26 protein-coding genes are annotated in these 25,120 nt (G+C 72.3%); 9 read left to right on the forward strand and 17 right to left on the reverse strand.

The window, feature by feature from the left end:
- Positions 1–9: 9 nt before the first annotated feature.
- The 6 genes from ACGFI1_RS20505 to ACGFI1_RS20530 all read right to left on the reverse strand — a co-directional run bounded on the left by ACGFI1_RS20505 (position 10) and on the right by ACGFI1_RS20530 (position 5,056).
- The gene (locus ACGFI1_RS20505) at positions 10–2,139 is read right to left on the reverse strand and encodes a hypothetical protein (protein ID WP_392787100.1); all 2,130 of its coding nucleotides are present in this window, start codon (positions 2,137–2,139) and stop codon (positions 10–12) included.
- Between the two features lie 26 nt (positions 2,140–2,165).
- On the reverse strand, positions 2,166–2,399 hold the full coding sequence (locus ACGFI1_RS20510; RefSeq protein ID WP_301175164.1) for a hypothetical protein: 234 nt from the start codon (positions 2,397–2,399) through the stop codon (positions 2,166–2,168).
- 119 nt (positions 2,400–2,518) lie between these two features.
- Positions 2,519–2,788: a WXG100 family type VII secretion target gene (locus ACGFI1_RS20515; protein WP_067795563.1), complete on the reverse strand. Its 270-nt coding sequence runs from the start codon at positions 2,786–2,788 to the stop codon at positions 2,519–2,521.
- Positions 2,789–3,007: 219 nt separating this feature from the next.
- Positions 3,008–3,544, reverse strand: coding sequence for a hypothetical protein (locus ACGFI1_RS20520; protein WP_301175163.1), 537 nt, complete (start codon positions 3,542–3,544; stop codon positions 3,008–3,010).
- 128 nt (positions 3,545–3,672) lie between these two features.
- Positions 3,673–4,002: a hypothetical protein gene (locus ACGFI1_RS20525; protein WP_364550714.1), complete on the reverse strand. Its 330-nt coding sequence runs from the start codon at positions 4,000–4,002 to the stop codon at positions 3,673–3,675.
- 13 nt (positions 4,003–4,015) lie between these two features.
- Complete coding sequence (locus ACGFI1_RS20530) at positions 4,016–5,056, reverse strand: SPFH domain-containing protein (RefSeq protein WP_386873586.1); 1,041 nt, start codon at positions 5,054–5,056, stop codon at positions 4,016–4,018.
- Between the two features lie 203 nt (positions 5,057–5,259).
- Between ACGFI1_RS20530 and ACGFI1_RS20535 the strand changes: the two genes are divergently transcribed.
- Entirely contained in the window at positions 5,260–7,029 is a 1,770-nt protein-coding gene (locus ACGFI1_RS20535) for an acetyl/propionyl/methylcrotonyl-CoA carboxylase subunit alpha (protein ID WP_392787103.1), read from the forward strand.
- A gap of 133 nt (positions 7,030–7,162) precedes the next feature.
- On the forward strand, positions 7,163–8,593 hold the full coding sequence (locus ACGFI1_RS20540) for a hypothetical protein (protein ID WP_392787105.1): 1,431 nt from the start codon (positions 7,163–7,165) through the stop codon (positions 8,591–8,593).
- Positions 8,594–8,621: 28 nt separating this feature from the next.
- Here ACGFI1_RS20540 and ACGFI1_RS20545 read toward each other — a convergent pair whose 3' ends face one another.
- A complete protein-coding gene (locus tag ACGFI1_RS20545; RefSeq protein ID WP_364550722.1) occupies positions 8,622–9,215 on the reverse strand; it encodes an SPFH domain-containing protein in 594 nt (197 codons plus the stop codon).
- A 158-nt stretch (positions 9,216–9,373) separates the two neighbouring features.
- Here ACGFI1_RS20545 and ACGFI1_RS20550 point away from each other — a divergent pair, with 158 nt between their 5' ends.
- Positions 9,374–10,357: a HAMP domain-containing sensor histidine kinase gene (locus ACGFI1_RS20550; RefSeq protein ID WP_364550724.1), complete on the forward strand. Its 984-nt coding sequence runs from the start codon at positions 9,374–9,376 to the stop codon at positions 10,355–10,357.
- 9 nt (positions 10,358–10,366) lie between these two features.
- On the opposite strand, the gene ACGFI1_RS20555 is transcribed toward ACGFI1_RS20550, so the two are convergent.
- The gene (locus ACGFI1_RS20555) at positions 10,367–11,026 is read right to left on the reverse strand and encodes a response regulator transcription factor (RefSeq protein ID WP_364550726.1); all 660 of its coding nucleotides are present in this window, start codon (positions 11,024–11,026) and stop codon (positions 10,367–10,369) included.
- A 341-nt stretch (positions 11,027–11,367) separates the two neighbouring features.
- Between ACGFI1_RS20555 and ACGFI1_RS20560 the strand changes: the two genes are divergently transcribed.
- Together ACGFI1_RS20560 and ACGFI1_RS20565 are read left to right on the forward strand one after the other, a co-directional pair.
- The gene (locus ACGFI1_RS20560; RefSeq protein ID WP_364550728.1) at positions 11,368–11,790 is read left to right on the forward strand and encodes a CBS domain-containing protein; all 423 of its coding nucleotides are present in this window, start codon (positions 11,368–11,370) and stop codon (positions 11,788–11,790) included.
- Positions 11,791–11,848: 58 nt separating this feature from the next.
- Positions 11,849–13,132 carry an ArsB/NhaD family transporter gene (locus tag ACGFI1_RS20565; protein WP_392732568.1) on the forward strand — a complete coding sequence of 428 codons (1,284 nt, stop codon included), beginning with the start codon at positions 11,849–11,851 and terminating at the stop codon, positions 13,130–13,132.
- Positions 13,133–13,166: 34 nt separating this feature from the next.
- On the opposite strand, the gene ACGFI1_RS20570 is transcribed toward ACGFI1_RS20565, so the two are convergent.
- The gene (locus ACGFI1_RS20570; RefSeq protein ID WP_301175185.1) at positions 13,167–14,552 is read right to left on the reverse strand and encodes an NAD(P)H-quinone dehydrogenase; all 1,386 of its coding nucleotides are present in this window, start codon (positions 14,550–14,552) and stop codon (positions 13,167–13,169) included.
- Between the two features lie 229 nt (positions 14,553–14,781).
- On the opposite strand from ACGFI1_RS20570, the gene ACGFI1_RS20575 reads away from it, so the two are divergent.
- Genes ACGFI1_RS20575 through ACGFI1_RS20585 form a run of 3 tightly spaced genes read left to right on the forward strand, consistent with a single transcriptional unit; the run spans position 14,782 to position 17,729 of the window.
- A complete protein-coding gene (locus ACGFI1_RS20575) occupies positions 14,782–15,234 on the forward strand; it encodes a gamma-glutamylcyclotransferase (protein WP_138638962.1) in 453 nt (150 codons plus the stop codon).
- 36 nt (positions 15,235–15,270) lie between these two features.
- On the forward strand, positions 15,271–16,071 hold the full coding sequence (locus tag ACGFI1_RS20580) for a purine-nucleoside phosphorylase (protein WP_392787112.1): 801 nt from the start codon (positions 15,271–15,273) through the stop codon (positions 16,069–16,071).
- Positions 16,068–17,729: a phospho-sugar mutase gene (locus ACGFI1_RS20585; RefSeq protein ID WP_392787114.1), complete on the forward strand. Its 1,662-nt coding sequence runs from the start codon at positions 16,068–16,070 to the stop codon at positions 17,727–17,729. The genes ACGFI1_RS20580 and ACGFI1_RS20585 overlap by 4 nt, the downstream gene beginning before the upstream one ends.
- A 6-nt stretch (positions 17,730–17,735) precedes the next feature.
- Here the strand turns inward: ACGFI1_RS20585 and ACGFI1_RS20590 are convergent, their stop codons facing one another.
- From ACGFI1_RS20590 to ACGFI1_RS20610, 5 genes are all read right to left on the reverse strand, one after another.
- A complete protein-coding gene (locus ACGFI1_RS20590; RefSeq protein WP_392787116.1) occupies positions 17,736–18,380 on the reverse strand; it encodes a PH domain-containing protein in 645 nt (214 codons plus the stop codon).
- A 7-nt stretch (positions 18,381–18,387) separates the two neighbouring features.
- Entirely contained in the window at positions 18,388–19,479 is a 1,092-nt protein-coding gene (locus tag ACGFI1_RS20595; protein WP_387077316.1) for an adenosine deaminase, read from the reverse strand.
- A gap of 119 nt (positions 19,480–19,598) precedes the next feature.
- The gene (locus ACGFI1_RS20600) at positions 19,599–19,955 is read right to left on the reverse strand and encodes a cupin domain-containing protein (RefSeq protein WP_138638967.1); all 357 of its coding nucleotides are present in this window, start codon (positions 19,953–19,955) and stop codon (positions 19,599–19,601) included.
- Positions 19,956–20,032: 77 nt separating this feature from the next.
- Positions 20,033–20,866 carry an ABC transporter permease gene (locus ACGFI1_RS20605; RefSeq protein WP_386873579.1) on the reverse strand — a complete coding sequence of 278 codons (834 nt, stop codon included), beginning with the start codon at positions 20,864–20,866 and terminating at the stop codon, positions 20,033–20,035.
- On the reverse strand, positions 20,863–21,825 hold the full coding sequence (locus tag ACGFI1_RS20610; protein ID WP_392787118.1) for an ATP-binding cassette domain-containing protein: 963 nt from the start codon (positions 21,823–21,825) through the stop codon (positions 20,863–20,865). Before ACGFI1_RS20610 ends, ACGFI1_RS20605 begins: the two co-directional genes overlap by 4 nt.
- A 386-nt stretch (positions 21,826–22,211) precedes the next feature.
- Between ACGFI1_RS20610 and ACGFI1_RS20615 the strand changes: the two genes are divergently transcribed.
- Positions 22,212–22,967: a TetR/AcrR family transcriptional regulator gene (locus ACGFI1_RS20615; RefSeq protein WP_392787120.1), complete on the forward strand. Its 756-nt coding sequence runs from the start codon at positions 22,212–22,214 to the stop codon at positions 22,965–22,967.
- Between the two features lie 5 nt (positions 22,968–22,972).
- On the opposite strand, the gene ACGFI1_RS20620 is transcribed toward ACGFI1_RS20615, so the two are convergent.
- The 3 genes from ACGFI1_RS20620 to ACGFI1_RS20630 all read right to left on the reverse strand — a co-directional run bounded on the left by ACGFI1_RS20620 (position 22,973) and on the right by ACGFI1_RS20630 (position 25,070).
- Positions 22,973–23,758 carry an SAM-dependent methyltransferase gene (locus ACGFI1_RS20620; protein WP_392787121.1) on the reverse strand — a complete coding sequence of 262 codons (786 nt, stop codon included), beginning with the start codon at positions 23,756–23,758 and terminating at the stop codon, positions 22,973–22,975.
- A 68-nt stretch (positions 23,759–23,826) separates the two neighbouring features.
- A complete protein-coding gene (locus ACGFI1_RS20625; protein ID WP_386876128.1) occupies positions 23,827–24,441 on the reverse strand; it encodes a class F sortase in 615 nt (204 codons plus the stop codon).
- A gap of 107 nt (positions 24,442–24,548) precedes the next feature.
- Positions 24,549–25,070, reverse strand: a complete 522-nt coding sequence (locus tag ACGFI1_RS20630; protein WP_386876127.1) for a hypothetical protein — start codon at positions 25,068–25,070, stop codon at positions 24,549–24,551.
- Positions 25,071–25,120: the final 50 nt, after the last annotated feature.

Below are 25,120 nucleotides of genomic sequence, written 5' to 3' on the forward strand. Positions count from 1 at the left end.
GCACCGAGATCACCGCTGGGGGCTGACAGGGACGTTCGCGCCATCCGGACCGGTATAGTGCCCTGCGGTCTTCTCCCGTCCGTTGCGCATCGAATTTCTCACCGAATCAGCGAGGTCCCCTAGGCTCAATCTGCTCCTAGCCCAACGTAGGAGTTGCGCCAACTCAGCCCTGCTCAGCGATTCAAGCGGACGAACTTTGGGATGCGGCCCCTTTGTGGCAAACGGCTGGCCGGCCAGGCCGGGGCCGTCGAGGCGGCCGTGGCTCACCAGCGAGGACAGAACCATCTGGTTGAACAACTGCTCCACCGCCTCCGTCTCCGTCGTGGAGGCCAGGATCGTCTGGTCGGCCTCGTCCACCATTCTCTTCGCCGCGACATCGGTCAGCTTTCCGGTCATCGCCAGCAAGGAGGCCTCTGCGGCCTTTCCCGCACCCGGGATTCGCTCCGCGACGAGTGTCGGCGCGATCGGCACCAGCCCGACCGCCGTGCCGACGTACTTGCGCATGCGGTTGAGATCTTCGGTGCGCCGTGTTTCCTCCGCGCCGATCGCCTGGTTGCGGGCTTCGACCAGGTGACCGAACATCCAGCCCTCGCGCTTGATGGCGTCGGCCACATCGTGGTGGCCGGCGACCGCCCGGTCGATCGCGAGCTTGGAATGGGCGATCTGGCCCATGAGCAGGCGCTCGTAGGCGGCGGCGTCCCGGGTCACGTCCAAGAGAAGGTAGTCCAGATCATCGCCGGTGAGCCCTCCCGGCGGTGCTTTGGCCGTGTACTCGGAGAGTTGGACGATGTCGTGCAGTTTTTCCAGGTGTGCGACGAGGACGGTCGCCATGGCGGGGCGCAGGCCGGAGAGTTCGTCGTAGTGCTTCGGGCGGGCGATCGCGTCGCCCAACTCACCATGCGCCAGGGCGTCGGCCGGGCCCCGTTCGGGGATCTGCAGGATCCCGTCTTTGACCACGAAGTTCTTGCGGGCGTCGGCTATGAGGATCTTGGCGGCGTCGAAGGCCAGGCGGGTGGATTCTGCGTCTTGGCCGGTGGCGGCGGTTTGGATTGCTTCGCCTAGGGCGGTGCCGTGGTCGGTGGCGGACCAGACGGGGCGGCGGTCGTGGAGGAGGTATTGGAGGGTGGTGGCCTTGAAGCCTGGTTCGGTGCCCTGCTCGAAGGGGCCCATGTAGGTGTGGGTGAGGAGGGCTTGGGAGGCTTCCTTGCCGGAGTGGGCGGCGGCGGTGAGGAGGGCCGCCAGGAAGTCTGTTCTGTTGTCGTTGGGGACGACCTTTGTTGTGGTCGGGTCTAGGGCGTTGCCCAGGCCCGCCTTGCCGGCGAGGGTGGGGAGCGGTTCTTCGCCGAGGGTTTTTCGGAGGCGGCCGTCGTAGGCGATCATGTCGCTGCCGACGGTGTCGATGAAGTGGGTGGAGAAGCGGGTGTCGCCGGCGGCGGCCAGGAGGGCTGAGAGGGACTGGTAGCCCGCCGTGCCGTGCGGGGGTGTGCTGAGGGGCGGGAAGTTCGCGCGGCCCGCGCGGGTGAGGTTGCGCAGGTAGTCGTCGCCCAGGTACGCGGCGGTGCCGGGACGGGTCGACAGGGCAAGGCTGCGGCCCAACAGGGCCAGGATCGCTCGGGTTTCGGCGGCCCGTGCGTCTACGCCTTCGCGGTCGTGGCGGACGTCGGCGGTGAGCGGGACTGTCAGGTCCATCGGGAGCTTCAGGAGGGCCTCGGGGCCCAGGGACTCCAGGAGGCCCTTGGCGAACATCGGGGTGATGTCGTCTGGGCGGAGGGCGCGCAGGGCGGCCTTGGCGGCGGGGTCGCCGGACGCCGCGCGGCGGAAGAGGTCGGCGCTGCGGCGGCCGGCCGCGTAGCCGACCTGGTCGGTGTAGCGGTCGGGGAGCTTCAGGTAGTCGCCGTCCGGGCGGCAGATCGTGAAGGCGAGGTGCTGGCGGTCGAGGTCGTGCGCGAGCTGGTTGCGGCGGCGCAGGTCGGAGGCGGCCCGGTCGGCCCAGGCGGCGATGCGTTTGATCTCCATCGCGGGGGCGGTGCTGACCTGGGCGGCGTGCAGGGCCTGCCAGAGTTCGTCGGCGAGGTCGGCCAGTTTCGGGGCGGCCTGGGTCAGCTGGCGGGTCATCTGTTCGAACTCTGCCAGCTTCACGCCGCAGGTGTCGGGGTCTAACCAGGTCACGGGCGGTTCAGTTCATCTCGGACGAGTTGGAGCGCCCTGCGCAGTTCGGCGTGCAGGGCGGCGTCGCTCCGGTCGAGTTCGCGGGCGAAGGCCCGGGAGGCGGTGCCGCCGACCCAGGCGTGGTCGTCCATGGCCCGGCGGGACGCGGTGAACAGGTGCCAGTGCTCGTCGGACAGCATCTGGATGCGGCCGAGGAGGAACTGCAGTTGCAGCGGCGAAGGTGTGCTCACGAGGATCCCTCTGGCGTGGGTCCGGCCGCGGGGTCGCCGGGAGCGGGAGCGAAGGCGGGGGGCTGAATGCGGGTCCCGACCTCGGGGGGATGGGCCGGGACCCGCGGCTCAGGACGAGGTCAGCGGGTGGCGGCCTCGATGTTCTGCTGGGACTTGCGGATGTCCTGGCTGCCCTGCTCCAGGGCCAGCGCCATCTTGTCGAAGGCGGTCTTGGCCTCGGCCCAGGCGGCGCGGAAGCGGTCGGCGCCCGGCCCCCACCAGGCGGCGCTGCTGCTGACCGTGCGGCCGTTGAGGTCCTTGATCAGGGCGTCGAGGTTGCGGGAGTGCTTGCTGAAGATGCGGGACAGTTCCTCGAGTTCGCCGAGGTTGGCTCCGCGCTTGTCGCCCATCGCTCCGGCCCTTTCGTCGCTGATCGCCGAACGTTTTGCCGTGTGCTGCGCAAAGAATGGCGCCAGCTTACGCCCCATCGATCACGTCAATCCAGCCGCACCTCCCCCGAAACGGCCATATTCCCGCCATCTCGGCTTGTCCGGATGTGGCCACCACGGGCTTGTGACGCGCATACTTACTGTGCGTCAAGGGAATTTCAGATCGCGCCGAAAGCGCGGTCAGCGGTCCGGGGTGACGGGGTCGTTGACCGGGCGGGCGCCCGGGTCCAGGACGCGCTCGGCGACCATGATGATCTGCTCGCCGCGGGTGCGGAACTCGAACCGGCGGCGCACCGACTGGGTGAACTTGCCGCCGCCGTACTTCACTTCGGTGTGCTCGACCGCCTCCAGCGTGATGCGGTTCCCGTCGCGGACGGCGCGGCTCGCGTCCAGGCGGGTGCGGGCGCCGGTGTAGGCGGGGCCGCCCGCCACGGGGGCGCGGTTGCGGGTCTCCAGTTCGCGGACGGCCCGCTCCTGCGCGCGCGCCAGCGTCGGGGAGATCCGCACGCCCTGGACCTCGACCGGCATGGCGCGGCGGTCCTGCGCGTGGACGAGGGCCTGGGAGCGGCGTGCCAGGAAGGCCCGCGCGGCGACGGTCAGCTGCTCGGTGACGTAGTCCTCCACGGCGGGGGGCTCCCGGTGGACGGCGGACGAGGGCGCCACCAGGCAGGCGGCCAGCACCACCGCCAGGCCGGCCCGGCGCCAGGGGCGCACCATCGGCGGCTCCGGTGAGTGATCATGTGCGAGCGGATTCGAGCCGAGGGTACACCGGGTGGGCGCGCCCTTTCGCGGCAAAGCCCGCGCCCCCCGCACAAGGGGCGCGGGCATTTCCGGGTAATGGCAGGTCAGCTCGCTTCGCTCTGCAGCGCGGCGACGCGGGAACGGGCCTGCGCCATCGCCTCGTGATAGCGCTCCTCCCATTCCGCGTCGCCGTCCTCGATGGCGGCGACCGTCTGCCGGCCGAGTTCGGCGAGCAGGTCGCCGGCGTCGTCGCGGGTGACCTGCCGGACGACGACCGTGGTGACGCCGCCTGACGACTCGGTGTGCGTCTCCCAGCGGGCGCCGCGCTCCAGCGCCGCCCCGCCTGCGGCGGAGCGGTCGGCGAACGCGTACACCAGCAGGACGACCACGGCGGCGGCCACCGCCAGCGCCACCAGCACGATCAGGAACCGCATGACCGCCTCCCCGTCACCGGCCCCGCAGGAGCGACCCGTTCGGGTTGCCGGGCGCGTACACGGTGATGCCCTGCGGGAGCGCCTTCAGTTCCTCGATCCTCGCGCAGGTCGGGCACTTGTTGTAGCCGTCCTGCCGGGCCTTGTTGGCGGCGGCCTCCGCCTTGGCCGTGGCGACCTTCGCCTGCGCCTCGCTGACCTGCGCGAACGCGGCCTGGGCGCGGTCGACGGCGTCCTGCACCTTCTCCGGCAGGGTGATCCGGACGAGGTTGAAGTGGATGTTGGTCACGAACTTGCCGCCGAGCGTCTGCTCCAGGTCGGCGGCCAGGCTGGTGTTGATCGCGTTCTGCACCTTGGCGATGTTGGCGTTGTTGCTCTGCGCCTTCGCCCCGACGGGCTGGACGCCGCGCGGCGCGGAGGAGTTCTGCACGAGCGCGCAGGAGGAGACGAGCTCGGCGCACCGGAAGCTGTTGATCTGGCTGCGCAGGTCGTTGTCGATCACCGGCCGGACGATCTGGTCGAGGAACGCCGACCAGCCCTTGTCGCCGTCGAAGACGTTGTACATCTCGCCGCCGGCGCTGCGGAACTTGCGGGTGCCGTACTTGTCGTCGAACTCCTTGATCGCCGCGTGGTCCTGGTTGAGGGTGAAGTACAGCGTCCCCTCGATGCCCATGTTGACGCCGTCGGAGCTCGGCACGGTGACGACGTCCACGCCGGTCTCGTCGCCCTTCTTGGAGTCCGAGGTGATCGTGTAGAAGCGCTGCTGGGCCGGGTACTTGTGGACCTGGGAGTACAGGCCGATCCAGACCCGGCCCGAGCCCGGATTGATCACCTGGCGGATCTTGTTGTTGTCGAAGAACCCGCCGTTGCGGATGACGGCGATCTCGCCCCCGCTGGTCCGCTCGTAGCCGCCGAACAGGGCGCTGAGCACCGGCCAGCCGACGACGACCAGCAGCACGGCGGCGATGACGGCGGTGCGCCGCCGGGGCCTGCTGAGCCCCGAGAGCCGGCTGCCCGCTCCGGCCCGGTTGTTGCCGGACGACTCCTTCTTGGCCACGACCACTCCTCTCGCGCCCGCCCCGTCGGTGTGCGGGTCGCGGATGAGACGGCGGCGGGCGCGGTGGCGCTCCCCCGGTCACCAGACCGTTATCTCGCGAAACCTCCCACTATCCGGGACATGGAGCCCTATAAGGAGGGCCTTACGAAAAGCTGGTTCGGCCGTTATCTAGACTGCCTGCGAGGTTGAGGGAGGAGACCCACGTGCGCAAGGTCCTGATCGCCAACCGCGGTGAGATCGCGGTCCGTATAGCCCGTGCCTGCCGTGATGCGGGGCTGGCCAGTGTGGCGGTGTACGCCGAACCCGATCTGGAGGCGCTGCACGTTCGGGTCGCCGACGAGGCGTTCGCCCTGGGCGGGCAGACGGCCGCCGAGAGCTATCTGAACATCGAGAAGCTGCTGAAGATCGCCGCCGAGGCGGGCGCCGACGCCGTCCACCCGGGCTACGGGTTCCTGGCGGAGAACGCCGATTTCGCCGCCGCGGTGGAGAACGCCGGGCTGACCTGGATCGGCCCGCCGCCCGCCGCGATCACCGCGCTGGGCGACAAGGTGCAGGCCCGGCACATCGCGCAGAAGGTCGGCGCGCCGCTGGTCGCCGGCACCAAGGACCCGGTGTCGGGGGCGGACGAGGTCGTCGCGTTCGCCGAGGAGCACGGGCTGCCCATCGCGATCAAGGCCGCGTTCGGCGGCGGCGGGCGGGGGCTGAAGGTCGCCCGGAAGCTGGAGGAGGTCGCCGAGCTGTACGACTCCGCCGTCCGCGAGGCGGTCGGCGCGTTCGGGCGCGGCGAGTGCTTCGTCGAGCGGTACCTGGACAAGCCCCGGCACGTCGAGACCCAGTGCCTGGCCGACAAGCACGGCAACGTGGTCGTGGTATCCACCCGCGACTGCTCGCTGCAGCGCCGCCACCAGAAGCTCGTCGAGGAGGCCCCGGCCCCCTACCTGTCGGACGAGCAGCTCGAACTGCTGTACAGCTCGTCCAAGGCCATCCTGAAGGAGGCCGGGTACGTCGGCGCGGGGACGTGCGAGTTCCTCGTCGGCCAGGACGGCACGATCTCGTTCCTGGAGGTCAACACCCGGCTCCAGGTCGAGCACCCGGTCACCGAGGAGGTCGCCGGCGTCGACCTCGTCCGCGAGATGTTCCGGATCGCCGACGGCGAGGAGCTCGGCTACGGCGACCCCGAGCTGCGCGGCCACTCGATCGAGTTCCGGCTGAACGCCGAGGACGCGGGCCGCGGCTTCCTGCCGGCGGTCGGCACGCTGACCGCGTGGGAGCCGCCGACCGGCCCCGGCGTCCGGCTGGACGCGGGGTACGGCGCGGGGCAGACCGTCCCGCAGGCGTTCGACTCGCTGATCGCCAAGCTGATCGTGACGGGCGCGACGCGGCGGCAGGCCGTCGAGCGGTCCCGCCGGGCGCTGGCCGAGTTCGTCATCGACGGCATGCCGACGGTGCTGCCGTTCCACCAGGCCGTGCTGGACGACCCGGCGTTCGTCCCCGAGGACGACGAGACGCCGTTCTCCGTCCACACCCGGTGGATCGAGACCGAGTTCGACAACCAGATCCCGCCCTTCGAGCACGCTCCGGCGGGCGACGAGGACGAGGCGGGCGAGCGGGAGCGCGTCACCGTCGAGGTCGGCGGCAGGCGCATCGAGGTCGTGCTGCCCGCCGGGCTCGGCGCGTCCGCGGCCCCCGCGGCCGGGAAGGCGCAGCCCGCCAAGCGGCGCGGCGGCACGAAGGGCGGCGGCGCGCAGGCGTCCGGCGACTCCCTGGTCAGCCCGATGCAGGGCACCATCGTCAAGATCGTCGTCGAGGACGGCGCGACCGTGGCGGCCGGGGACACCATCGTGGTCCTGGAGGCCATGAAGATGGAGCAGCCGCTCACCGCGCACAAGGCCGGGACGCTCACCGGCCTGTCCGCCGAGGTCGGGCAGACGGTCTCGGCCGGCGCCGTGATCTGCGAGATCAAGGACAGCTGACCGGCGGCCCGCTCCGCCCGGCCGGCGCCGGGCGGAGCGGGCGGCCCGCATGGGTGCCGGGCCCCATGCCGGGCCGGTGCAAATCCGTCCAACGGAGGAGGCATCAGGCCGCCCACGTGGGCAGATAGTAGGTATGAGCACCGAGAACCGGGCCATCCGAGCGGCACGCCGGGGCGCCGTCTCGGCGATCATCGGCGCCGTCGCAGTGCCGGCGTTCGCCTTCTCCGCCCCCGCGTCCGCGTCCGCGTCCGCCGCCGCCCCGGCACGGCCCGCCGCCGTCCAGACCGTCCAGACCGCCCAGACCGCCCAGGCCGTCCACCCGCAGGCCGCGCAGCCCCAGGCGGCCCAGGCGGCCCAGCCCGCGCAGCTCCGGGCCGACACGGTCGGGCAGATCGCGAACGGCCTCATCAACTCCCGCCTCTACGTGACGAGCGAGGCCGGGAACGTGCTGTCGGCGGCCGACCAGAACCAGATCAAGCAGTCCCTCGCCGGGGACCACGACGCCGACGTCCGCGCCATGGTGATCAGCAACAACGCGACCGCGAGCCAGGTCAGGCAGCTGCTCCCGGCCGTCGCGCAGCGGGTCGGCAAGGGCGGGACGTTCGTCGCCGTCACCGCCGACGGCAGCCGCATGGCGGCGATCTCGCAGAAGCTGGACGCCCGCGAGATCAACCAGATCGTCACCCGCACGAACGGCATGCCGCTGAAGCAGCGGCTGGTCGACTTCGGGAGCCGCGCGGAGACGAAGGTCGACCAGAACGCCCGGTCCAGCGCGCTCATCGGATACGTCGCCCTCGGCCTGGTGGTGCTCGTGGTGGGGGTGGCGACGGTCGTGTTCCTCGGCGCCCGCAAGCGGCGCCTGGCCCGCGAGGCCAGTGAGATGCAGGACCTCAAGCAGGGCGTCCAGGAGGACGTCACCCTGCTCGGCGAGGACATCGCCCGCCTCGACCTCAACGTCATGGACAAGGGCCTCGACCCGGCGATCCGCGCCGACTACGAGCACGCCATGAACTCCTACGACCAGGCGAAGGCGGCGACGGAGCGCGCGGCCAGACCGCAGGACATGTCATCGGTGACGACGGCGCTGGAGGACGGCCGCTACTACATGACCGCCACCCGCGCCCGGCTGGCCGGCGACCCGGTGCCCGAGCGGCGCGCGCCCTGCTTCTTCAACCCGCAGCACGGCCCGTCCGTGCGGGACGTCATGTGGGCGCCGCCCGGCGGCAGCATCCGCTCGGTCCCGGCGTGCGAGGCCGACGCGGAGGCCGTCCTGCGCGGGGGCGACCCCGACATCCGGATGGTCCCGTACCGGGGCGCGCGGGAGCCGTACTGGAACGCCGGCCCCGCGTACGCGCCCTACGCCGGCGGCTACTACTACGGCTACGGCGGGTTCGACCTGCTCGGCGGGCTGATGATCGGTACCGCGCTCGGCTCGATGATGGGCGGCGGCATGGGCTACGGCGGCATGGACGGCGGGTTCGGCGACGGCGGCGGCGACATCGGCGGCGGCTGGGACTTCGGCGGCGGCGACTTCGGCGGCGGTGGCGACTTCGGCGGCTTCTGATCGCCGCCGCCCCGGCGGGCCGCGGCGATCAGCGCGCGGCGCCGCCGGTCGCGGCAGTGGCACTGCCCGTGGCGGAGCGGACCGGGACCGTCGCGTCGGTGATGGAGACGAGGGTCGCGGCCACTCCCCATGGCCGGACCGCCTCGTCGACGCGCCGGACCAGCTCCGGGTCGTCCCCGCCCGCCAGCAGGGACGGCAGGTCCGCCAGGTCCCGGTCCGCTATCAGACCGCGCAGCGCGACCTCGGTCACCGCCTGCGCGGCGGAGGACGGCGTGCCCGAGGTGTCCGCGGCCGCGGCGTACCTGACGGGGTCGTCGGCTCCCATCAGGGCGTGGGCCTTGAGCCGCACGGGCACACCGTCCCTGGTCATCGCCCGGAACCACAGGTCGTGCGGCCGCGGCCCCACCGGGACGCGCACGCCGCTGTCGGCGAGCGGCAGCAGGTAGCGCAGCCCGGGCCCGCGGACCCCGCGCGTCCTGCCGAAGCGCCGGACGACGAGCCGTTCGCACGACCCGACGCGCCGGAGCCCGGAGAGCGCGGCCACGGCGACCGCCAGTCCGAGGACGATCAGGAACGCGGTGGACGGGGCCAGCGGGCTCTCTCGCGCGGCGAGCGGGACCATCCGACCTCCTCCCCCCTGTTCTCACCTTCCACCGTCGGCGATGGGGCGGGGGCCCGCCATCGGGTCCGATGCCCATAAGAGAGGGGGACGGACATGCAGGTCGGCACGGGTGCCGCCCCACATGGACAAAAGGGCGCCGCATGCGATGACGTGGTCCCATGAGCAGGACACCCGCCTCGGCACTGTACTGGCGCATCCTCGGCATCAACGGGCTGATCTTCGCGATCGGCACCGCTCTGCTGGCGGTCGCGCCCGTCACCATATCCTCGCCGATCCTGCTGCGGGAGCTGCCCGTCCTGGTGGTCGGGCTGGTGGTGATGACGGCGGCGAACGCGCTGCTGCTGCGCGCCAGCCTGTCCCCGCTGGAGCGGCTCACGGCCCTGATGGCGCGGCTGGACTCGCTGCGCTCCCGCGACCGGCTCTCCGCCACCGGCAACGGCGACCTGTTCCACCTCGTCGACCAGTTCAACGCGATGCTGGACCGGCTGGAGGCCGACCGCAGCATCAGCACCGCCGTGGTGCTGGACGCGCAGGAGGCCGAGCGGCGCCGCATCGCGCAGGAGCTGCACGACGAGATCGGGCAGTCCCTCACCGTGGTGCTGCTGGAGCTGAAGTCGGTGGTGGACCGGGCGCCCGAGGAGGTGGCGGAGGAGCTGCGGGGCGTCCAGGAGGTCGTCCGGTCCAGCCTGGACGAGGTGCGGCGCGTGGCGCGGCGGCTGCGCCCCGGCGTCCTCGACGACCTCGGCCTGACCAGCGCGCTCACCGCGCTCGCCGGGGACTTCTCCGGGACCGGCGGGCCGCGGGTGACGCGCCGCGTCCAGACGGGGCTGGAGGGACTCGGCCCGGACGCCGAACTGGTGATCTACCGGATCGCGCAGGAGGGCCTCACGAACGTGTGGCGGCATTCGGGCGCGCGCAACGCCGAACTGTCGCTCACGCAGGAGGAGGACGGGAGCGTCGTCCTCCGCGTCGTCGACGACGGCGTGGGCCCGCCCACCGAGGTCGGCTCCGGCATCCACGGCATGCGGGAGCGGGCGATGCTCATCGGGGCGCGGCTCACGATCGGGCCGGCGAACGGCGGCGGCACCGAGGTGCGGCTGGAGGTGCCGCCGGAGGGCACCCGGCCCGCGGTGACCGGCTGAGCCGCCGGGTCAGGGCTCGACGAGCCCGACCCTGATCGCGTACTTCGTCAGCTCCAGCCGGTCGCGCATGCCGAGCTTGCCGAGGATGTTGGCGCGGTGCCGGTCGACCGTCTTCACGCTGATCGTGAGGGTCTCCGCGATCTGCTTGGACGAGTACCCCTCCGCGATCAGCTTGATGATCTCCTCCTCGCGCGGGGTGAGGATGCTGTCGGGGCCGCCGCCGTCCCGCTCCCGGCCGAGGTACTCGCGTATCAGCGCCGTCACCGCCGCCGGGTACAGGAACGGCTCGCCGCGCATCGCGGCGCGGCACGCGTGCAGCAGGTCGCGGTCGGCGACGGACTTCAGCACGTACCCGGACGCGCCCGCCTTCAGGGCCTCGAACAGGTACTGCTCGTTGTCGTACATCGACAGGATCAGCGTCCGCACGGTGGGGAAGCGCCGGGAGATCTCGCGCGCGGCCTGCAGCCCCGTCATCCGCGGCATCGCGATGTCGAGGATCGCCAGGTCGACGCCGCCCGCGGCGAGCGCGTCGATCGCCTCCGCCCCGTCCGCCGCCTCCGCGACCACGGTCAGGTCGGGCTCGGCGTCCAGGATCAGCCGCAGCCCGCGGCGCACCAACGCGTGATCGTCGGCCAGCAGTATCCGGGTGGCGGACTCGCGAGTGTGCACCCGATCACCTCCGGTCTCGGATCCATCCTAGGCGCGGCCCCGCGAGCAGCTTCTCCTCCACCTGCAGATACATGCTCCATGGCGCCGATATGGGGGTCAGACCCGATAAAGCGCGGAGCTCCCGGCACAAAGACTGGACACCGTACGCGGAAAGGGGCGGACGCATGGCACACCGAACGACCGGCGGGCACCTTCACCCGCCCAAGGCGCCGCGGAGGCCGTCCTGCGAAGGGAGCGCCCCCGGCGTCAGAAGGAGGAATCTATCAACCCGAAGAGCCAGGCTTTCCGGAAGCCGAAAGGAAGCAATGCAAGCGCGGGACATCGCCATAAAGGTGCCGACCGTGACGCGGGACGACTCGATCGCGCACGCGATACAGGTCATGGCGCTCGGCCGGCTGCCGGGACTGATCGTCGTGGACGAGGCGCAGCGCCCCCGGGTCGTCCTGCCCGGCACGCAGGTGCTGCGGCTGGCGGTCCCCGTCGCCTACCAGGAGGACCCGGCGCTGACGCGGGTCGTGGACGAGACGCATGCGGACGTCTTCTGGCACGAGATCCGCGACAGGAAAGTGGGCGACTGCCTCGGCACGCACACTCCCCGCCCGTTCATCGTGAAATCCTCCGCGACGCTGCTGGAACTCGCCGCGCTCATGGCCCGGCAGCGCAGTCCCATCGTGGCGGTCGTGGACGACGCCGGCCTGCTCACCGGCGCGGTGATCCTCGATCGGCTGCTGTCGGCGCTGGCGCTCAGCCAGCCCGACGACTGACCCTCCGGCAACGCCCCGACCCACCGCCGCGCGGCGGCCTCCGGACGGAGGACCCGCGATGACGGCGGTGGCGGCGCTCGCCATCTTCGTCGTCGCGTTCTTCTTCATCGCCACGGAGAAGGTCGACAAGGTCAAGGTCGTCCTCATCGCGGCCGGGGCCATGACGGTGCTGGGGCTCACTCCCGGCGCCGGGGTCTTCTTCTCCGAGCACGACGGGATCGACTGGAACGTCATCTTCCTGCTGCTCGGCATGATGATCATCGTCGGGGTCATCAAGGGCACCGGGCTGTTCGACTACCTGGCGATCTGGGCGGCCAAACGGTCCAAGGGCCGGCCGTACCGGCTGCTGGTGATGCTCATGGCGATCACCGCGGTCGCCTCCCCGTTCCTGGACAACGTCACCACGATCATGCTGGTGGCGCCGGTGACGGTGGTGGTCTGCAACCGGTTGCGGATCCCGGCGCACCCGTACCTCATCGCCGAGGTGCTGGCGTCCAACATCGGCGGCGCCTCGACCCTCATCGGGGACCCGCCGAACATCATCATCGCCAGCCGGGCGGGGCTGACGTTCAACGACTTCCTCGTCCACATGGCGCCGATCGTGGTGGTCATCTTCATCGCGTTCGTGCTGCTGGCGCGGGTGCTGTTCCGCAAGTCGTTCACCTACGACGAGCGGTACGTCGCCGAGGTGATGTCGCTGGACGAGCGGAAGGCGATCACCGACCCGGCGCTGCTCGTCCGGTGCCTGGCGGTGCTCGGGCTCGTCATCGTCGGGTTCATGCTGCACTCGGTGGTGCACATGGAGCCGTCGATCGTCGCGCTCGTCGGCGCCGGGGTGATGCTGCTGGTGTCGCGGGTCGACGTCGGGGAGGTCCTGGACGAGGTCGAATGGCCCGTCCTGGTGTTCTTCGTCGGCCTGTTCGTGATGGTGGCGGGCCTCGGGCACACCGGCGTCATCGAGAAGATCGGCGTCTGGGCCGCGGACGCGGTCGGCGACAACTACTTCGCCGCCGCGACCAGCCTGCTGTTCGGGTCCGCCGTACTCGGCGCGTTCTTCGACAACATCCCCTACGCGGCGACGATGGCGCCGATCGTGGAGGGGATGGCGGCGGGCGCCCCCGACCCGACGACCGCCGAGGCGCTGTGGTGGTCGTTCGCGCTGGGCGCCGACTTCGGCGGCAACGGCACCGCCGTCGCGGCGAGCGCCAACGTCGTCGCGATCGGCATCGCCGCCCGGACCGGGAACCCGATCAGTTTCTGGCAGTTCACCCGCTACGGCATCGTCGTCACCGTGCTGAGCACGCTGATGGCGTGGGTGTACGTGGCGCTGCGCTACTTCTAGCGCGGCTCCCGCGGGCTGGGGCCGGGCACGTCCTCTAGTAGGCGTGCTCGGCCATCAGCCGCCGGGACGCCTCGGTGATGCTGCCCGACAGCGACGGGTACACCGCGAACGTCTGGGCGACCTGGTCGACGGTCAGGTGCTGCTGGACGGCCACCGACACGGCCAGGATCAGCTCGCTGGCGCGCGGCGCCACGATGACGCCGCCGAGCACGATCCCCGTGGACGGGCGGCAGAACACCTTGACGAAACCGTCCTCGAAGCCCTGCATCTTGGCGCGCGCGTTGGTGAACAGCGGCAGCATGACCGTCCGGGCGTTGACGTCACCGGAATCGACCATGTGCTGCGTCACGCCGACCGACGCGACCTCGGGGTCGGTGAAGATGTTGGACGCGACCCAGCCGAGCTTGAGCGGCTGCACCGCCTCCCCCAGCGCGTGCCACATCGCGATGCGGCCCTGCATGCCCGCGACGGACGCGAGCATGAGCACGCCCGTGCAGTCACCGGACGCGTAGATGTGCGGGACGGACGTCCGCGACACCTTGTCGACCTCGACGAAGCCGCGCGCGTCGCAGCGCACGCCGACCTCCTCCAGGCCGATCCCCGTGGTGTTCGGGACCATCCCGACCGTCATCAGGCAGTGCGAGCCCTCGATCTTCGTCCCGTCCTCCAGGGTGACGATCACGCCCTCGCCCGAGCGCTCCACCCCCGCGGCCCGCGACCGCGACATGACGTTCATCCCGCGCCGCAGGAACACGTCCTGCAGGACGGACGCGGCGTCGGCGTCCTCCGTCGGGAGGATCCGGTCGCGCGAGGACACCAGCGTGACCTTCGACCCGAGCGACAGGTACGCGCCCGCGAGCTCCGCGCCCGTCACACCGGACCCGACGACGATCAGGTCCTCGGGGAGCTCCGGCAGGTCGTAGAGCTGGCGCCAGTTCAGGATGCGCTCGCCGTCCGGCTCCGCGCCGGGCAGCACGCGCGGCGTCGCGCCCGTCGCGATGAGCACGATGTCGGCCCGGATGCGCCGGTCGCCGACCGCGACGACATGCGGCTCCACCAGCCGCGCCTCACCGCGGACGATCTTCACCTCCTCGTAGGCGAGCCGTTCGGCGACATCGAACGACTGGGCCCGCGCGAGGTCCTTCACGCGCTTGTTGACCTCGGCCATGTCGGCCTCCAGGGCGCCGACGATGCCGTCCGGGCCGCCGTTGAAGCGCAGCCCGAGGCCCGTCGACTCCGACATGACCGCCATACGGGTCGAGGTGGCGATGAGCGTCTTGGAGGGCACGCAGTCGGTGAGCACGCAGGCGCCGCCGGGACCGTCCCGTTCGATGACGGTCACGTCCGCGCCGAGCTGAGCCGCGACGAGCGCGGCCTCGTAACCGCCCGGGCCTCCTCCGATGATCACGATCCGGGTCACATCTTCCATTGTTTCCTACTCCCGACAGTGAAAAGTCCGGCTTCGCACCCACCCCGGCGTGACCTGTCCCTCCGCCGCGCCCCACGACAGGGCAACCCCCACACCCCCGCTCCAAGCGTGGCCCGTCACTGTGGGGGGCAACCCCCACACCCCCGCTCCAAGCGTGGCCCGTCACTGTGGGGGGCAACCCCCACACCCCCGCTCCAAGCGTGGCGTAGCCTTGGCCAACGTGGCACTGTACGCGGCGTACGCCTCCAACATGGATCCCGAGCAGATGGCGAGCCGGGCTCCGCATTCGCCCATGCGCGGCACCGGCTGGCTGGCCGGGTGGCGGCTCACCTTCGGCGGGCAGGACAAGGGCTGGGACGGCGCCCTCGCGACGGTCGTCGAGGAGGAGTCCGAGCAGGTCTTCGTCGTCATGTACGACGTGCCCGCCTGGGACGAGAAGGAACTCGACGCCTGGGAAGGGGCCGCGCTCGACGTCTACCGCAAGATCCGCGTCAGGGTGCAGACCCTGGACGGCGACGTCCTGTGCTGGATGTACGTCCTGGACGACTACGAGGGCGGCCTGCCGTCCGCGCGCTACCTCGGCATCCTCGCCGACGCGGCGGAGAAGGCCGGCGCGCCCGACGACTACGTCAAGGACCTGCGGACACGTCCGTGCAGGTCGCTGGGGGACTGATCGTCCCACCGGGAACCCGGCGGTAGTGTCGGCGATGTGAGCAACGACGCTTTTGCACTGGCACGGGCCTCCGCGGACGCGCTGCGCGACCGCACGTCCCTCGACTCGTTCGACGTCGCCCTCGTGATGGGCTCGGGCTGGGTCCCGGCGGCCGACAAGCTGGGCGAGCCCGCCACCGAGCTGACGGCCACCGAGCTGCCCGGGTTCGCGCCCCCGGCGGTGGAGGGGCACGCGGGGACGATCCGCGTCGTCGAGGTGGCGGGGCACCGGGCGCTGGTGTTCCTCGGCCGGACGCACCTGTACGAGGGCCGCGGCGTCGACGCCGTGGTGCACCCCGTCAGGACGGCGCTGGCCGCCGGGGTGAAGACGGTGGTGCTGACGAACGCGGCCGGCGGGCTGCGGCCCGAGCACCAGAGCGTCGGCGACCCCGTGCTTATCTCCGACCATCTGAACATGTCGGGCGCGAACCCGCTCACCGGCGCGACGTTCCTCGACCTCACCGAGGCGTACTCGGGGCGGCTGCGCGCCCTCGCCAAGGAGGTCGACCCGACGCTGGCGGAGGGCGTGTACGCGGCGTTCCGCGGCCCGACCTACGAGACGCCCGCCGAGATCCGGATGCTGCGCACGCTGGGCGCCGACCTGATCGGCATGTCGACGGTGCTGGAGACGATCGCGGCGCGGCACGGCGGCGCAGACGTCCTCGGGATCTCGCTGGTCACCAACATCGCGGCCGGGCTGTCGGACGAGCCCCTCGACCACGAGGAGGTCCTCGCGGCGGGACGCGCGTCCGCCGGGCGCATGGGCACGCTCCTCGCGACGGTCCTGGCGAAGCTGTGAGCGACCTCCGCGCGCGCGCCGAGGAATGGCTCGCGCAGGACCCGGACCCGGACACCCGCGCCGAGCTTCGCGCGATCCTGGACCGGGCCGACGACGCGGCGCTCGCGGCGCGGTTCGGGTCCCGGCTGGAGTTCGGGACGGCGGGCCTGCGCGGCGAGCTGGGCGCCGGCCCGAACCGGATGAACCGGGTGACGGTCATGCGCGCCGCCGCCGGGCTCGCCGCGTGCCTGCCGCCCGGCGGCCGGGTCGTCGTCGGCTTCGACGCGCGGCACGGCTCGCGCCGGTTCGCCGACGACACGGCGGCCGTGCTCAGCGGCGCCGGGCTGCGCCCGGAGGTGTTCGCCGAGCCCGTCCCGACCCCCGTGCTGGCGCATTTCACCCGCTCGTTCGACGACATCGTCGCGGGCGTCATGGTGACGGCCAGCCACAACCCGCCGCGCGACAACGGCTACAAGGTGTACTGGTCGGACGGGGCGCAGATCGTCCCGCCGCAGGACAGCCAGATCTCCGCCGCGATCGACGCGGTCGGACGAGTGGACGAGTTGCCGCTCGGGTCCGGCTGGCCCGTCCACGCCGACGCCGGCCTGTACCTGGACGCGGTGTCGTCGCTGCGCCTCGGCGACGACCGCGACATCTCGATCGTCTACACGCCGATGCACGGCGTCGGCCGGGACGTGCTGCTCGCGGCGTTCGAGCGCGCCGGTTTCCCGGCCCCGGCCGTCGTCCCCGAGCAGGCGGAGCCGGACCCCGACTTCCCGACCGTCGCGTTCCCGAACCCGGAGGAGCCCGGCGCCCTGGACCTCGCGCTGGCGCTGGCGGAGGAGCGGCGCGCCGACCTGGTGATCGCCAACGATCCGGACGCGGACCGCTGCGCCGTCGCCGTCCCGTCCCCGTCCGGGTGGCGGACGCTGACCGGGGACGAGGTCGGCGGGCTGCTCGCCGAGCACGTCCTGCGGCACACCGCCGGCGACGACCGGCTGGTCGCCACCACGATCGTGTCGTCGTCGCTGCTCCGCTCGATCGCCGCCGCGCACGGGGTGCGGTTCGCCGAGACGCTCACCGGCTTCAAATGGATCATGAAGGCGGGCGCGCCCCACCCGACCGGGGGGTCGTCCCCCCACGGGCGGCCCGACCGGCTCGTGTTCGGCTACGAGGAGGCGCTCGGCTACAGCGTCGGCGACGACCGCGGCGTCCTCGTCAACGACAAGGACGGCATCGGCGCGGCCCTCGCCGTCGCGGCCCTCGCCGCCGCCGCGAAGCGGGACGGCCGCACGCTGCTCGACCTGCTCGACGACCAGGCCCGCGAGCACGGCCTGCACGCCACGTCGCAGCTCTCGATCCGGGTGGACGACCTGTCGCTGATCACCGCCGCCATGACCCGGCTGCGCGCCGCTCCCCCGGCGGAGCTCGCCGGGCGCCGGGTCGTGTCGTTCGACGACCTCGCCCGCCCGGCGGACGGCCTGCCGCCCACCGACGGCCTCCGTTTCCGGCTGTCCGGCGGCGCCCGCGTGGTCGTCCGCCCCTCGGGCACGGAACCGAAGCTCAAGTGCTACCTGGAGGTCGTCCTCCCGGTAGAGGGCGACGTCGCCGCGACCCGCGCGCGCGCCGCCGCCGAACTGGACGCGCTCCGCACGGCCCTCTCCACCGCCCTCGCCTAGGGGCGGTCAGCGGACCAGCGAGACGACCAGGGCGACGATCAGCGCGGCGAGGGGGACGGCCAGGGCCGCCACCGCCGGGGCCGACCAGGCGACCGTGCCCCGGGCGGTCTCGGCCTGCTTCGCCGCGGCGGCCCGGTCGGGGGCGCCCGACTTGGCCCGCGGGCGGTGCCGGTCGCGCAGCTCGTTGAGCTGCTGCGCCGCGAACCTCGTCGGCGTCCGGCCGCGCAGGTCGATGTCCGCGCCCTGGTTCTTGCGCGCCTGCTTCTCGGCGCGGGCCTCCGCCTTCGCCTGCGCGCGGGGGGACGTCTGGTGCACCCAGGCGCGGGTCTCCACGTCCGCCCCGTCCGGGCCGATGAAGCGCACGGTCACCGCGTTCTTGCCCTCGATGCTCCGGACCGCCGCCCACGGAGCGCGGACGTCCCGCAGCGGGTTGCGGACGGTGATCCCCTCGTCGTCCCCGACGATCGCCGGGCGCAGCCCGACCGTGTAGGCGACCCCGCAGCCGAGCAGGAGCAGGAACGCGATCGTGAACGTCGTCAGCGAGTAGTCGGGGTGACCGGTGATGCCGACGAACAGGTCCACGAAGTTGAGCAGGGCGAACACGAGCCACGCGTAAGCGGCGACCTGCCCGCCGGTGGAGCGAATGGTCATGGCTCGATCATGCCAGTGGCCGGGCGCCGCTCCACTTGAGCTGCGCGAAGCCGGGCTTGATCACCCCGTTGATCAGTTCGAGCCGCTCGTTGAACGGCACGAACGCCGACTTCATCGCGTTCACCGTGAACCACTGCAGGTCGTCCCAGCCGTAGCCGAACGCCTCGGTGAGCTTGGCGAACTCCTGCGACAGCGACGTCCCGCTCATCAGCCGGTTGTCGGTGTTCACCGTGACGCGGAAGCTGAGCCGGCGCAGCAGCCCGATCGGGTGCTCGGCGATCGACTTCGCCGCGCCCGTCTGGATGTTGGACGTCGGGCACATCTCCAGCGGGATCCGCTTGTCCCGGACGTAGCCGGCGAGCCGGCCGAGCCGGGCGTCGCCGCCGTCCACCTCGATGTCGTCGATGATCCGCACGCCGTGGCCGAGCCGGTCGGCGCCGCACCACTGGATCGCCTGCCAGATCGACGGCAGCCCGAAGCCCTCGCCGGCGTGGATGGTGAAGTGCGCGTTCTCCCGCTGGAGGTACTCGAACGCGTCCAGGTGCCGGGTGGGCGGGTAGCCGGCCTCGGCGCCCGCGATGTCGAACCCGACGACGCCGAGGTCCCGGTAGCGGACGGCCAGCTCGGCGATCTCCATGCTGCGCGCCTGGTGCCGCATCGCCGTGACCAGCGTCCCGACCCGGATGCCGAAGTCCTTGCGGGCCCGCGCGAAGCCGTCCAGGACGGCCTCGACGACCTGCTCCAGCGTCAGGCCCCGGCTGAGGTGCTGCTCCGGCGCGTACCGGACCTCCGCGTAGACGATGCCGTCGTTCGCGAGGTCCTCCGCGCACTCGTAGGCGACCCGGGTGAGCGCCTCGGCGGTCTGCATCACGCCGACGGTGTGGGAGAAGGTCTCCAGGTAGCGCTCCAGCGACCCCGAGTTGGACGCCTCCTCGAACCACGTCCGCAGGGCGTCGGGATCGGTGGCGGGCAGGTCGGCGTACCCGGTGTCGCGGGCCAGCTCGACGATGGTCGCGGGCCGGACGCCGCCGTCCAGGTGGTCGTGCAGCAGCACCTTCGGCGCGCGCCGGATGTCCTCAAGAGTCGGCCGCTCGTTCATCTCTCGAACCTACCCGGCCGCACCCGCTCCCACGTCGTCAATTCTCGCCATGCGCGGGGGCCGAGGGGGAAGGGTGCGGCCGGTGGGCGGACCCACCGGCCATCGCCGCGGCGCGCCGGTCAGCCGGCCTTGGCGTACTCGCCGATGCCGCCGGCGAAGTCGAACATGACGCAGGCCTCGTCGCCGACGACCCACGCGTCGTGGCCGGGCTCGACGACGAACACGTCACCGGGCCCGACCTCGCCCTCGGCGCCGTCGCTCATCTGGATGCGCATCCGGCCCTGCACGACATAGCCGTTGTGGTGCACCTGGCACAGGTCGGTGCCGGCGATGTCCTTCACCGACTCCGTCCAGCGCCAGCCGGGCTCGAACGTCGCCTTGCCGAAGACGAGACCGGTCAAGTTGACGACCTCAAGGTGGCCCCTGGGGAAGTCGCGCCGGTCGTCCGGCTTCTCGATGCTCTTGATCTCAGTCATGATGGGTCCCCCTTTTCACCATCACTTCCCACGCTTGCACCGCCCCTGACATGCGTCAAGACGTGTCGGAGGACGGATCAGCGCCCCAGCCGCCGGTACCGCAGGACGGCCAGCGGCAGGAAGATCGCGGTGATGACGGCGGGCCACACGAGCGCCATCAGCAGGGCGTTCTGCTCGACCCACGTACCGCCGACGGCGGCCGGGTTGCCGAACAGCTCGCGGGACGCGGTGACGGTCGCCGAGACCGGGTTCCACCGCGCGATCGCACCCAGCCAGTCCGGCATCAGCGCCGGCGCCACGAACGCGCTGGAGATCATCGCGAACGGGAACGCGACCGCGAACAGGCTCCCCGCCGCCTCCTCGTTGGGCACGAGCAGGCCGAGCAGCACGCCGATCCAGATCAGCGCGAAGCGCAGCAGCAGGAACAGGCCGAACGCCGCGAGCGTCCCGAGCACGCCGCCGCCGGAGCGCCAGCCGATCGCCAGCGCGGTCAGCCCCAGCACGACGAGGTCGAGGGTCGCGCCGATCAGGTCGCCGACGCCGCGCCCGGTCACGGTCGCGGACGACGCCATCGGCATCGAGCGGAAGCGGTCGGTGACCCCGCGCGTGCTCTCGAAGACGACGGCGTACGCGGTGTTCATGAACCCCATCGCCATCGTCATCCCGAACATGCCCGGCATCAGGAACTCGCGGTAGTCGCCGCCGCCGGGGACGGACATCGCGCTGCCGAACACGTAGCCGAACAGCAGCACCGACACGATCGGGAACCCGAGCTGCCAGGCGATGTTGCTCGGCTGCCGGACGTAGTGCGTGAGGCCGCGCAGGACGATCGTCCAGCAGTCGGCGACGGCCCAGTAGAGCCGCTCGCCGACCCCCTCGTCCACGGCGGCCCCGCGTTCCACTGCGCTCATGCCCCTACCTCTTCCTTCTCGGCACGGTGGCCGGTGAGGCGCAGGAACACCTCGTCCAGCGTGGGCCTGCGCAGCCCGATGTCCTCGACGGCGATCCCGTCGTCCTGCAGGGTGCGGGCGACCTCGGTCAGCGCCGCCACCCGGTCGGCGACCGGCGCGTGCACCCGCGCCGCCTCCGCGTCCACCCGCGGCTCGGCGGACGCCGCGCGGGCGACCACCGCCGCCGCGGCCGCCAGCTCCACGGGGTCGCGCACGACCACCTCGATCCGGTCGCCGCCGATCAGCCGCTTCAGCGACTCCGGCGTGCCGTCGGCGATGACCCGGCCCCGGTCGAGGACGGCGATGCGCCCGGCCAGCCGGTCGGCCTCCTCCAGGTACTGGGTCGTCAGCAGGACGGTCGTGCCCTGCGCGACGAGCGAGCGGACGGAGTCCCACACCTCGTTGCGGCCGCGCGGGTCGAGCCCGGTGGTCGGCTCGTCGAGGAACAGCACGTCCGGCGCGAGGATCATGCTGGCGGCGAGGTCGAGGCGCCGCCGCATCCCGCCGCTGTACCCCTTCACGCCGCGGTCGGCGGCGTCCAGCAGGTCGAAGCGCTCCAGCAGTTCCTCCGCGCGCTCCGCCGCGCGCCGCTTCCCGAGGTGGAACAGGCGGCCGAACATGCGCAGGTTCTGCCGCCCGGTCAGCACCTCGTCCAGCGCGGCGTGCTGCCCCGCCAGCCCGATCCGCCGCCGCACCGCCCGGGGCCGGGCCGCGACGTCGAACCCGGCGACCTCGGCCCGCCCGCCGGTCGGCCGGGCGAGCGTCGACAGGATGCGCACGGCGGTCGTCTTGCCCGCGCCGTTCGGCCCGAGCAGCCCGTACACCATGCCCTTCGGCACCGTGAGATCGAAGCCGTCAAGCGCCCGTTTCGTCCCATAGTCCTTGCGGACCCCCACCGCAAGGATCGCGTCCTCCGCCATCAGCACCTCCACTTCGCGTATCCCATACGCGAATTAACGTACACCATACCCAAAGTGCGGCGACCTCAGCCGCGCCCACGGGGCGGGCGGCCGGAGGGCGCCCTAGCCCAAACTGCGCTGACCTCAGCCGCACCCACGGGGGCGGGCGGCCGGAGGGCGCCCTAGCGCCCGGAGGCCGCACGCCCCGCCGGCCGAGAGGCTGTTTCACGAGACGCGCCAGCGGATCGGGAAACGGCCTCTCGGCCGTAACGGGGGTTCCAGGGGGTCGCCCCCCTGGGCCAACACAGGCTCCAGGGGGTCGCCCCCCTGGGCCAACACGCCCTGTAGCGTCTTCGTGTGTGCGCTGTCGGAGGCGCCTTGGGTGGGAAGAGCGGGACGGACGGGTCATGGCATCGGAGCGCGGCGACGGCCGGGATCTCGGGCGGAGTCTGAAGCTGCTGTGGGGCGACCGGGTCCGGCCGCCTCGGGGGCGGCCGCCGGGCCTCACCCTGGACCGGGTCATCGCGGCGGCCGTCGAGGTCGCCGACGAGCTCGCCGAGACCGAGGGGCTCGACGCGCTGTCGATGCGCTCCATCGCGACCCGCCTGGGCGTCGGGACGATGACGCTCTACCGGTACGTCCCCGGCAAGAGCGAGCTGCTGGACCTGATGCTCGACCACGTCACCGCCGTCCCCGAGGGCACGGAGGCGGACGGTGACGGGCGGAGCTGGCGGGAGATCCTGGCGGACGAGGCGCACGGCCATTGGCGGTTGTGCCTGGACCATCCGTGGTACCCGTTCGTGGACCAGAGCCGTCCGCTCCTAGGGCCCAACTCCATGCGCGGGCTGGACAGGCTCCTCGGCAGGCTGCGCCCGACGGGCGTCGACGACCGCACGCTGATGATGATAGTCAGCGTCCAGAGCGACTACGTGGAGAGCGTCGCGCGCCGCTACATCCTGGAGCGCCGGGCCGAACGCCGGACGGGCCTCAGCAACGAGGAGTTCTGGGCCGCGCAGGGCCCGTCCTTGGAGGCGGCTCTGCTCAGCGGCGACTTCCCCGTGATGGCGCAGCTCTCCGACAACGTCTTCGACTTCTCCTACGAGGAGCTCTTCGAGTTCGGCCTCGACCGCCTCCACGACGGCTTCGCCGGCCACTTCGGCTGACCGGGTCAGTCCTTGCGGGCCAGGCCGGCGTAGTAGTACACCTCGTGCGGGTCGGCCGGGGGCGTGTCGGGACGCCATGTCGCGAGCGGCACCGCGCCCGGTGGTAGGAGTGTCGCCGGGCCGAACAGCGCGGCGAACTCGTCCCGCGTCCGGGACACCAGCGGGATCCCCGCCGCGTTCGCCGCGGCGTTGGCGGCGGCGACGGCCTCCGGGTCGAAGTCGGCGGTCGGGTGCGAGATCGCGACCGTGCTGCCGGACGGCAGCCCGCCGAGCAGCGTCGCGACCCACCGCTCCGGGTGCCGGTCGGGCGGGAAGTACATCAGCAGCGCGACGACCATCAGCGCGACCGGACGGGCCGGGTCGAGCGTCTCGGCGAGCAGCGGATCGTCCAGGACGGCCTGCGGCTCGGTGAGGTCGCCGTGCAGGTAGGCGACGCCCGGCACGTCCGCGATCATGGCCCGCGCCTGCTCGGTGACCAGCGGGTCGTTGTCGACGTACACGACGCGGACGGACGGGTCGACCGCCCGCGCGATCTCGTGCAGGTTCGGCGACGTGGGGATGCCGCTGCCGATGTCGAGGAACTGGGTGACGCCCGACTCCACCAGGTGTCGCGTCGCCCGCTCCATGAAGGACCGGTTCGCGCGCGCCATCGCGGGCAGTGCCGGGATCGCCCGGACCATCGCGTCGCCGAGTTCCCGGTCGGCCGGGAAGTTGCCGGATCCGCCGAGCCAGTAGTCGTACACGCGGGCCGGGTGCGCGACGGAGGTGTCGAACTCCGGGGAGGCTGCCATGCGCGGTCCTCTCACGATCGGCTGGTCCGATCCTCGCACCGGACGCGCGGCGGCGGGAAGCGCTCGCCCTACCGGACGGACGTCTCGGTGGCGTAGACGATGACGTTGTCGCGGTAGCCGCGGGCCGCCCGGTCGAACGGCCCGCCGCAGGTGACGAGCCGGAGCCCGGGGCGGTCGAGGGGGCCGTAGACGCGCTGGGTGGGGAACCGGTCCTTGGCGACCCGCTCCACGGACTCGACGGTGAACACGGCCACGCGGCCGTCCGCGCGCGTCACCTCGACGCGGTGCCCGGGCCGCAGCCGGCCGAGGTCGTAGAAGACGGCCGCCCCCGCCGCCGAGTCGACGTGGCCGAGGAGCACGGCGGCGCCGCGCTCGCCGGGGGCCGGCCCCAGGTCGTACCAGCCGGCCTCGCCCGGACGGTCGGCGCGCGGCACCTGGACGGAGCCGTCCGCGTCGAGGCCCAGCCGGACCAGCGGGGCGCGGACCCCGATCGCCGGGACGGCCACCTGCACGGGCACCGAGCGCGGCAGCACCGGACCGGCGGAACCGGCGGGCCGGGTGGCCGCCGCCCACGCGGGCGGCCGCGGCGGGCCGCCGGGGCCGCGCAGCCCCAGCGCGATCACCGCCAGGCCGGCCGCCAGCAGCACCGCCGCCGGCGTCCAGAGGCCGGCCTTTCCGCGCATCACCGATCACCCACTCGAAAATGATCTGCCATTTCCCGTGACCCGCGGCCGTGCGCAATTTCTCGCACGGTTCTCCGCGGGCCCGGGAATGGCATCGGCGAGTCTCGTCAGGCGTCCGCGCCGCTGCGCCGGCGGACGGCCGCGGCGCCGACTCCGAACGCGCCCAGCAGCAGGACGCCGCCGGCGGCCAGCGGCGCGGCGCTCGTCCCGCCGGCGCCGCCGCCGAAGCCCGTCTTGGCCCCGCCGGTCGGGGTCGGGTGCGTGCTGCCCATCGGCGTGGGCTTCGCCCCGGCCTTCACCACCGTGAGGTAGCCGACCGACCTGTGCCCGCCGCAGCGCACCTGCACGGTGTACTCGCCGGGGACGGTGTCGGTCTTGATCGTCGCCAGCCCGGCCCGGCCGTCGACCTCCTCGGCACCGTTCAGCGGGACGGCCCCGCCCACGAACGCCAGCGAGCCGGCCTCCCCGTCGACCTGGCACTTCTTCCCGACGACGGTGACCTGCCCGCCGGGGCGGGCCTGGCTCGGCTGCACGAGCACGTCGCCGCCCTCCGCCATCGCGGGCGCGGCCAGGCCGACGGACACCGCGCCGACGACGAGACCGAGAACGGTCGCCTTTCCAAGTCGCATCTTCTGCTCCATTGCGACACGGCGGCTTACTCGACTTTCGGCCCCGGCAC

Origin of the sequence: Actinomadura geliboluensis, from assembly GCF_043197915.1 — a bacterium.
GTDB classification, from domain to species: Bacteria; Actinomycetota; Actinomycetes; order Streptosporangiales; family Streptosporangiaceae; genus Spirillospora; species Spirillospora geliboluensis.

Excerpts from the sequence above, each read along its gene's own strand:
- ACGFI1_RS20610 (WP_392787118.1), bottom strand. The coding sequence starts at position 21,825 with ATGGCGGAGGACGCGATCCTTGCGGTGGGGGTCCGCAAGGACTATGGG.
- ACGFI1_RS20630 (WP_386876127.1), bottom strand. The coding sequence starts at position 25,070 with ATGCGACTTGGAAAGGCGACCGTTCTCGGTCTCGTCGTCGGCGCGGTG.
- ACGFI1_RS20545 (WP_364550722.1), bottom strand. The coding sequence starts at position 9,215 with ATGGTCCCGCTCGCCGCGCGAGAGAGCCCGCTGGCCCCGTCCACCGCG.
- ACGFI1_RS20600 (WP_138638967.1), bottom strand. The coding sequence starts at position 19,955 with ATGACTGAGATCAAGAGCATCGAGAAGCCGGACGACCGGCGCGACTTC.
- ACGFI1_RS20625 (WP_386876128.1), bottom strand. The coding sequence starts at position 24,441 with ATGCGCGGAAAGGCCGGCCTCTGGACGCCGGCGGCGGTGCTGCTGGCG.
- ACGFI1_RS20515 (WP_067795563.1), bottom strand. The coding sequence starts at position 2,788 with ATGGGCGACAAGCGCGGAGCCAACCTCGGCGAACTCGAGGAACTGTCC.
- ACGFI1_RS20605 (WP_386873579.1), bottom strand. The coding sequence starts at position 20,866 with ATGAGCGCAGTGGAACGCGGGGCCGCCGTGGACGAGGGGGTCGGCGAG.
- ACGFI1_RS20550 (WP_364550724.1), top strand. The coding sequence starts at position 9,374 with ATGAGCAGGACACCCGCCTCGGCACTGTACTGGCGCATCCTCGGCATC.
- ACGFI1_RS20565 (WP_392732568.1), top strand. The coding sequence starts at position 11,849 with ATGACGGCGGTGGCGGCGCTCGCCATCTTCGTCGTCGCGTTCTTCTTC.
- ACGFI1_RS20520 (WP_301175163.1), bottom strand. The coding sequence starts at position 3,544 with ATGGTGCGCCCCTGGCGCCGGGCCGGCCTGGCGGTGGTGCTGGCCGCC.
- ACGFI1_RS20590 (WP_392787116.1), bottom strand. The coding sequence starts at position 18,380 with ATGACCATTCGCTCCACCGGCGGGCAGGTCGCCGCTTACGCGTGGCTC.
- ACGFI1_RS20525 (WP_364550714.1), bottom strand. The coding sequence starts at position 4,002 with ATGCGGTTCCTGATCGTGCTGGTGGCGCTGGCGGTGGCCGCCGCCGTG.
- ACGFI1_RS20595 (WP_387077316.1), bottom strand. The coding sequence starts at position 19,479 with ATGAACGAGCGGCCGACTCTTGAGGACATCCGGCGCGCGCCGAAGGTG.
- ACGFI1_RS20620 (WP_392787121.1), bottom strand. The coding sequence starts at position 23,758 with ATGGCAGCCTCCCCGGAGTTCGACACCTCCGTCGCGCACCCGGCCCGC.
- ACGFI1_RS20540 (WP_392787105.1), top strand. The coding sequence starts at position 7,163 with ATGAGCACCGAGAACCGGGCCATCCGAGCGGCACGCCGGGGCGCCGTC.
- ACGFI1_RS20615 (WP_392787120.1), top strand. The coding sequence starts at position 22,212 with ATGGCATCGGAGCGCGGCGACGGCCGGGATCTCGGGCGGAGTCTGAAG.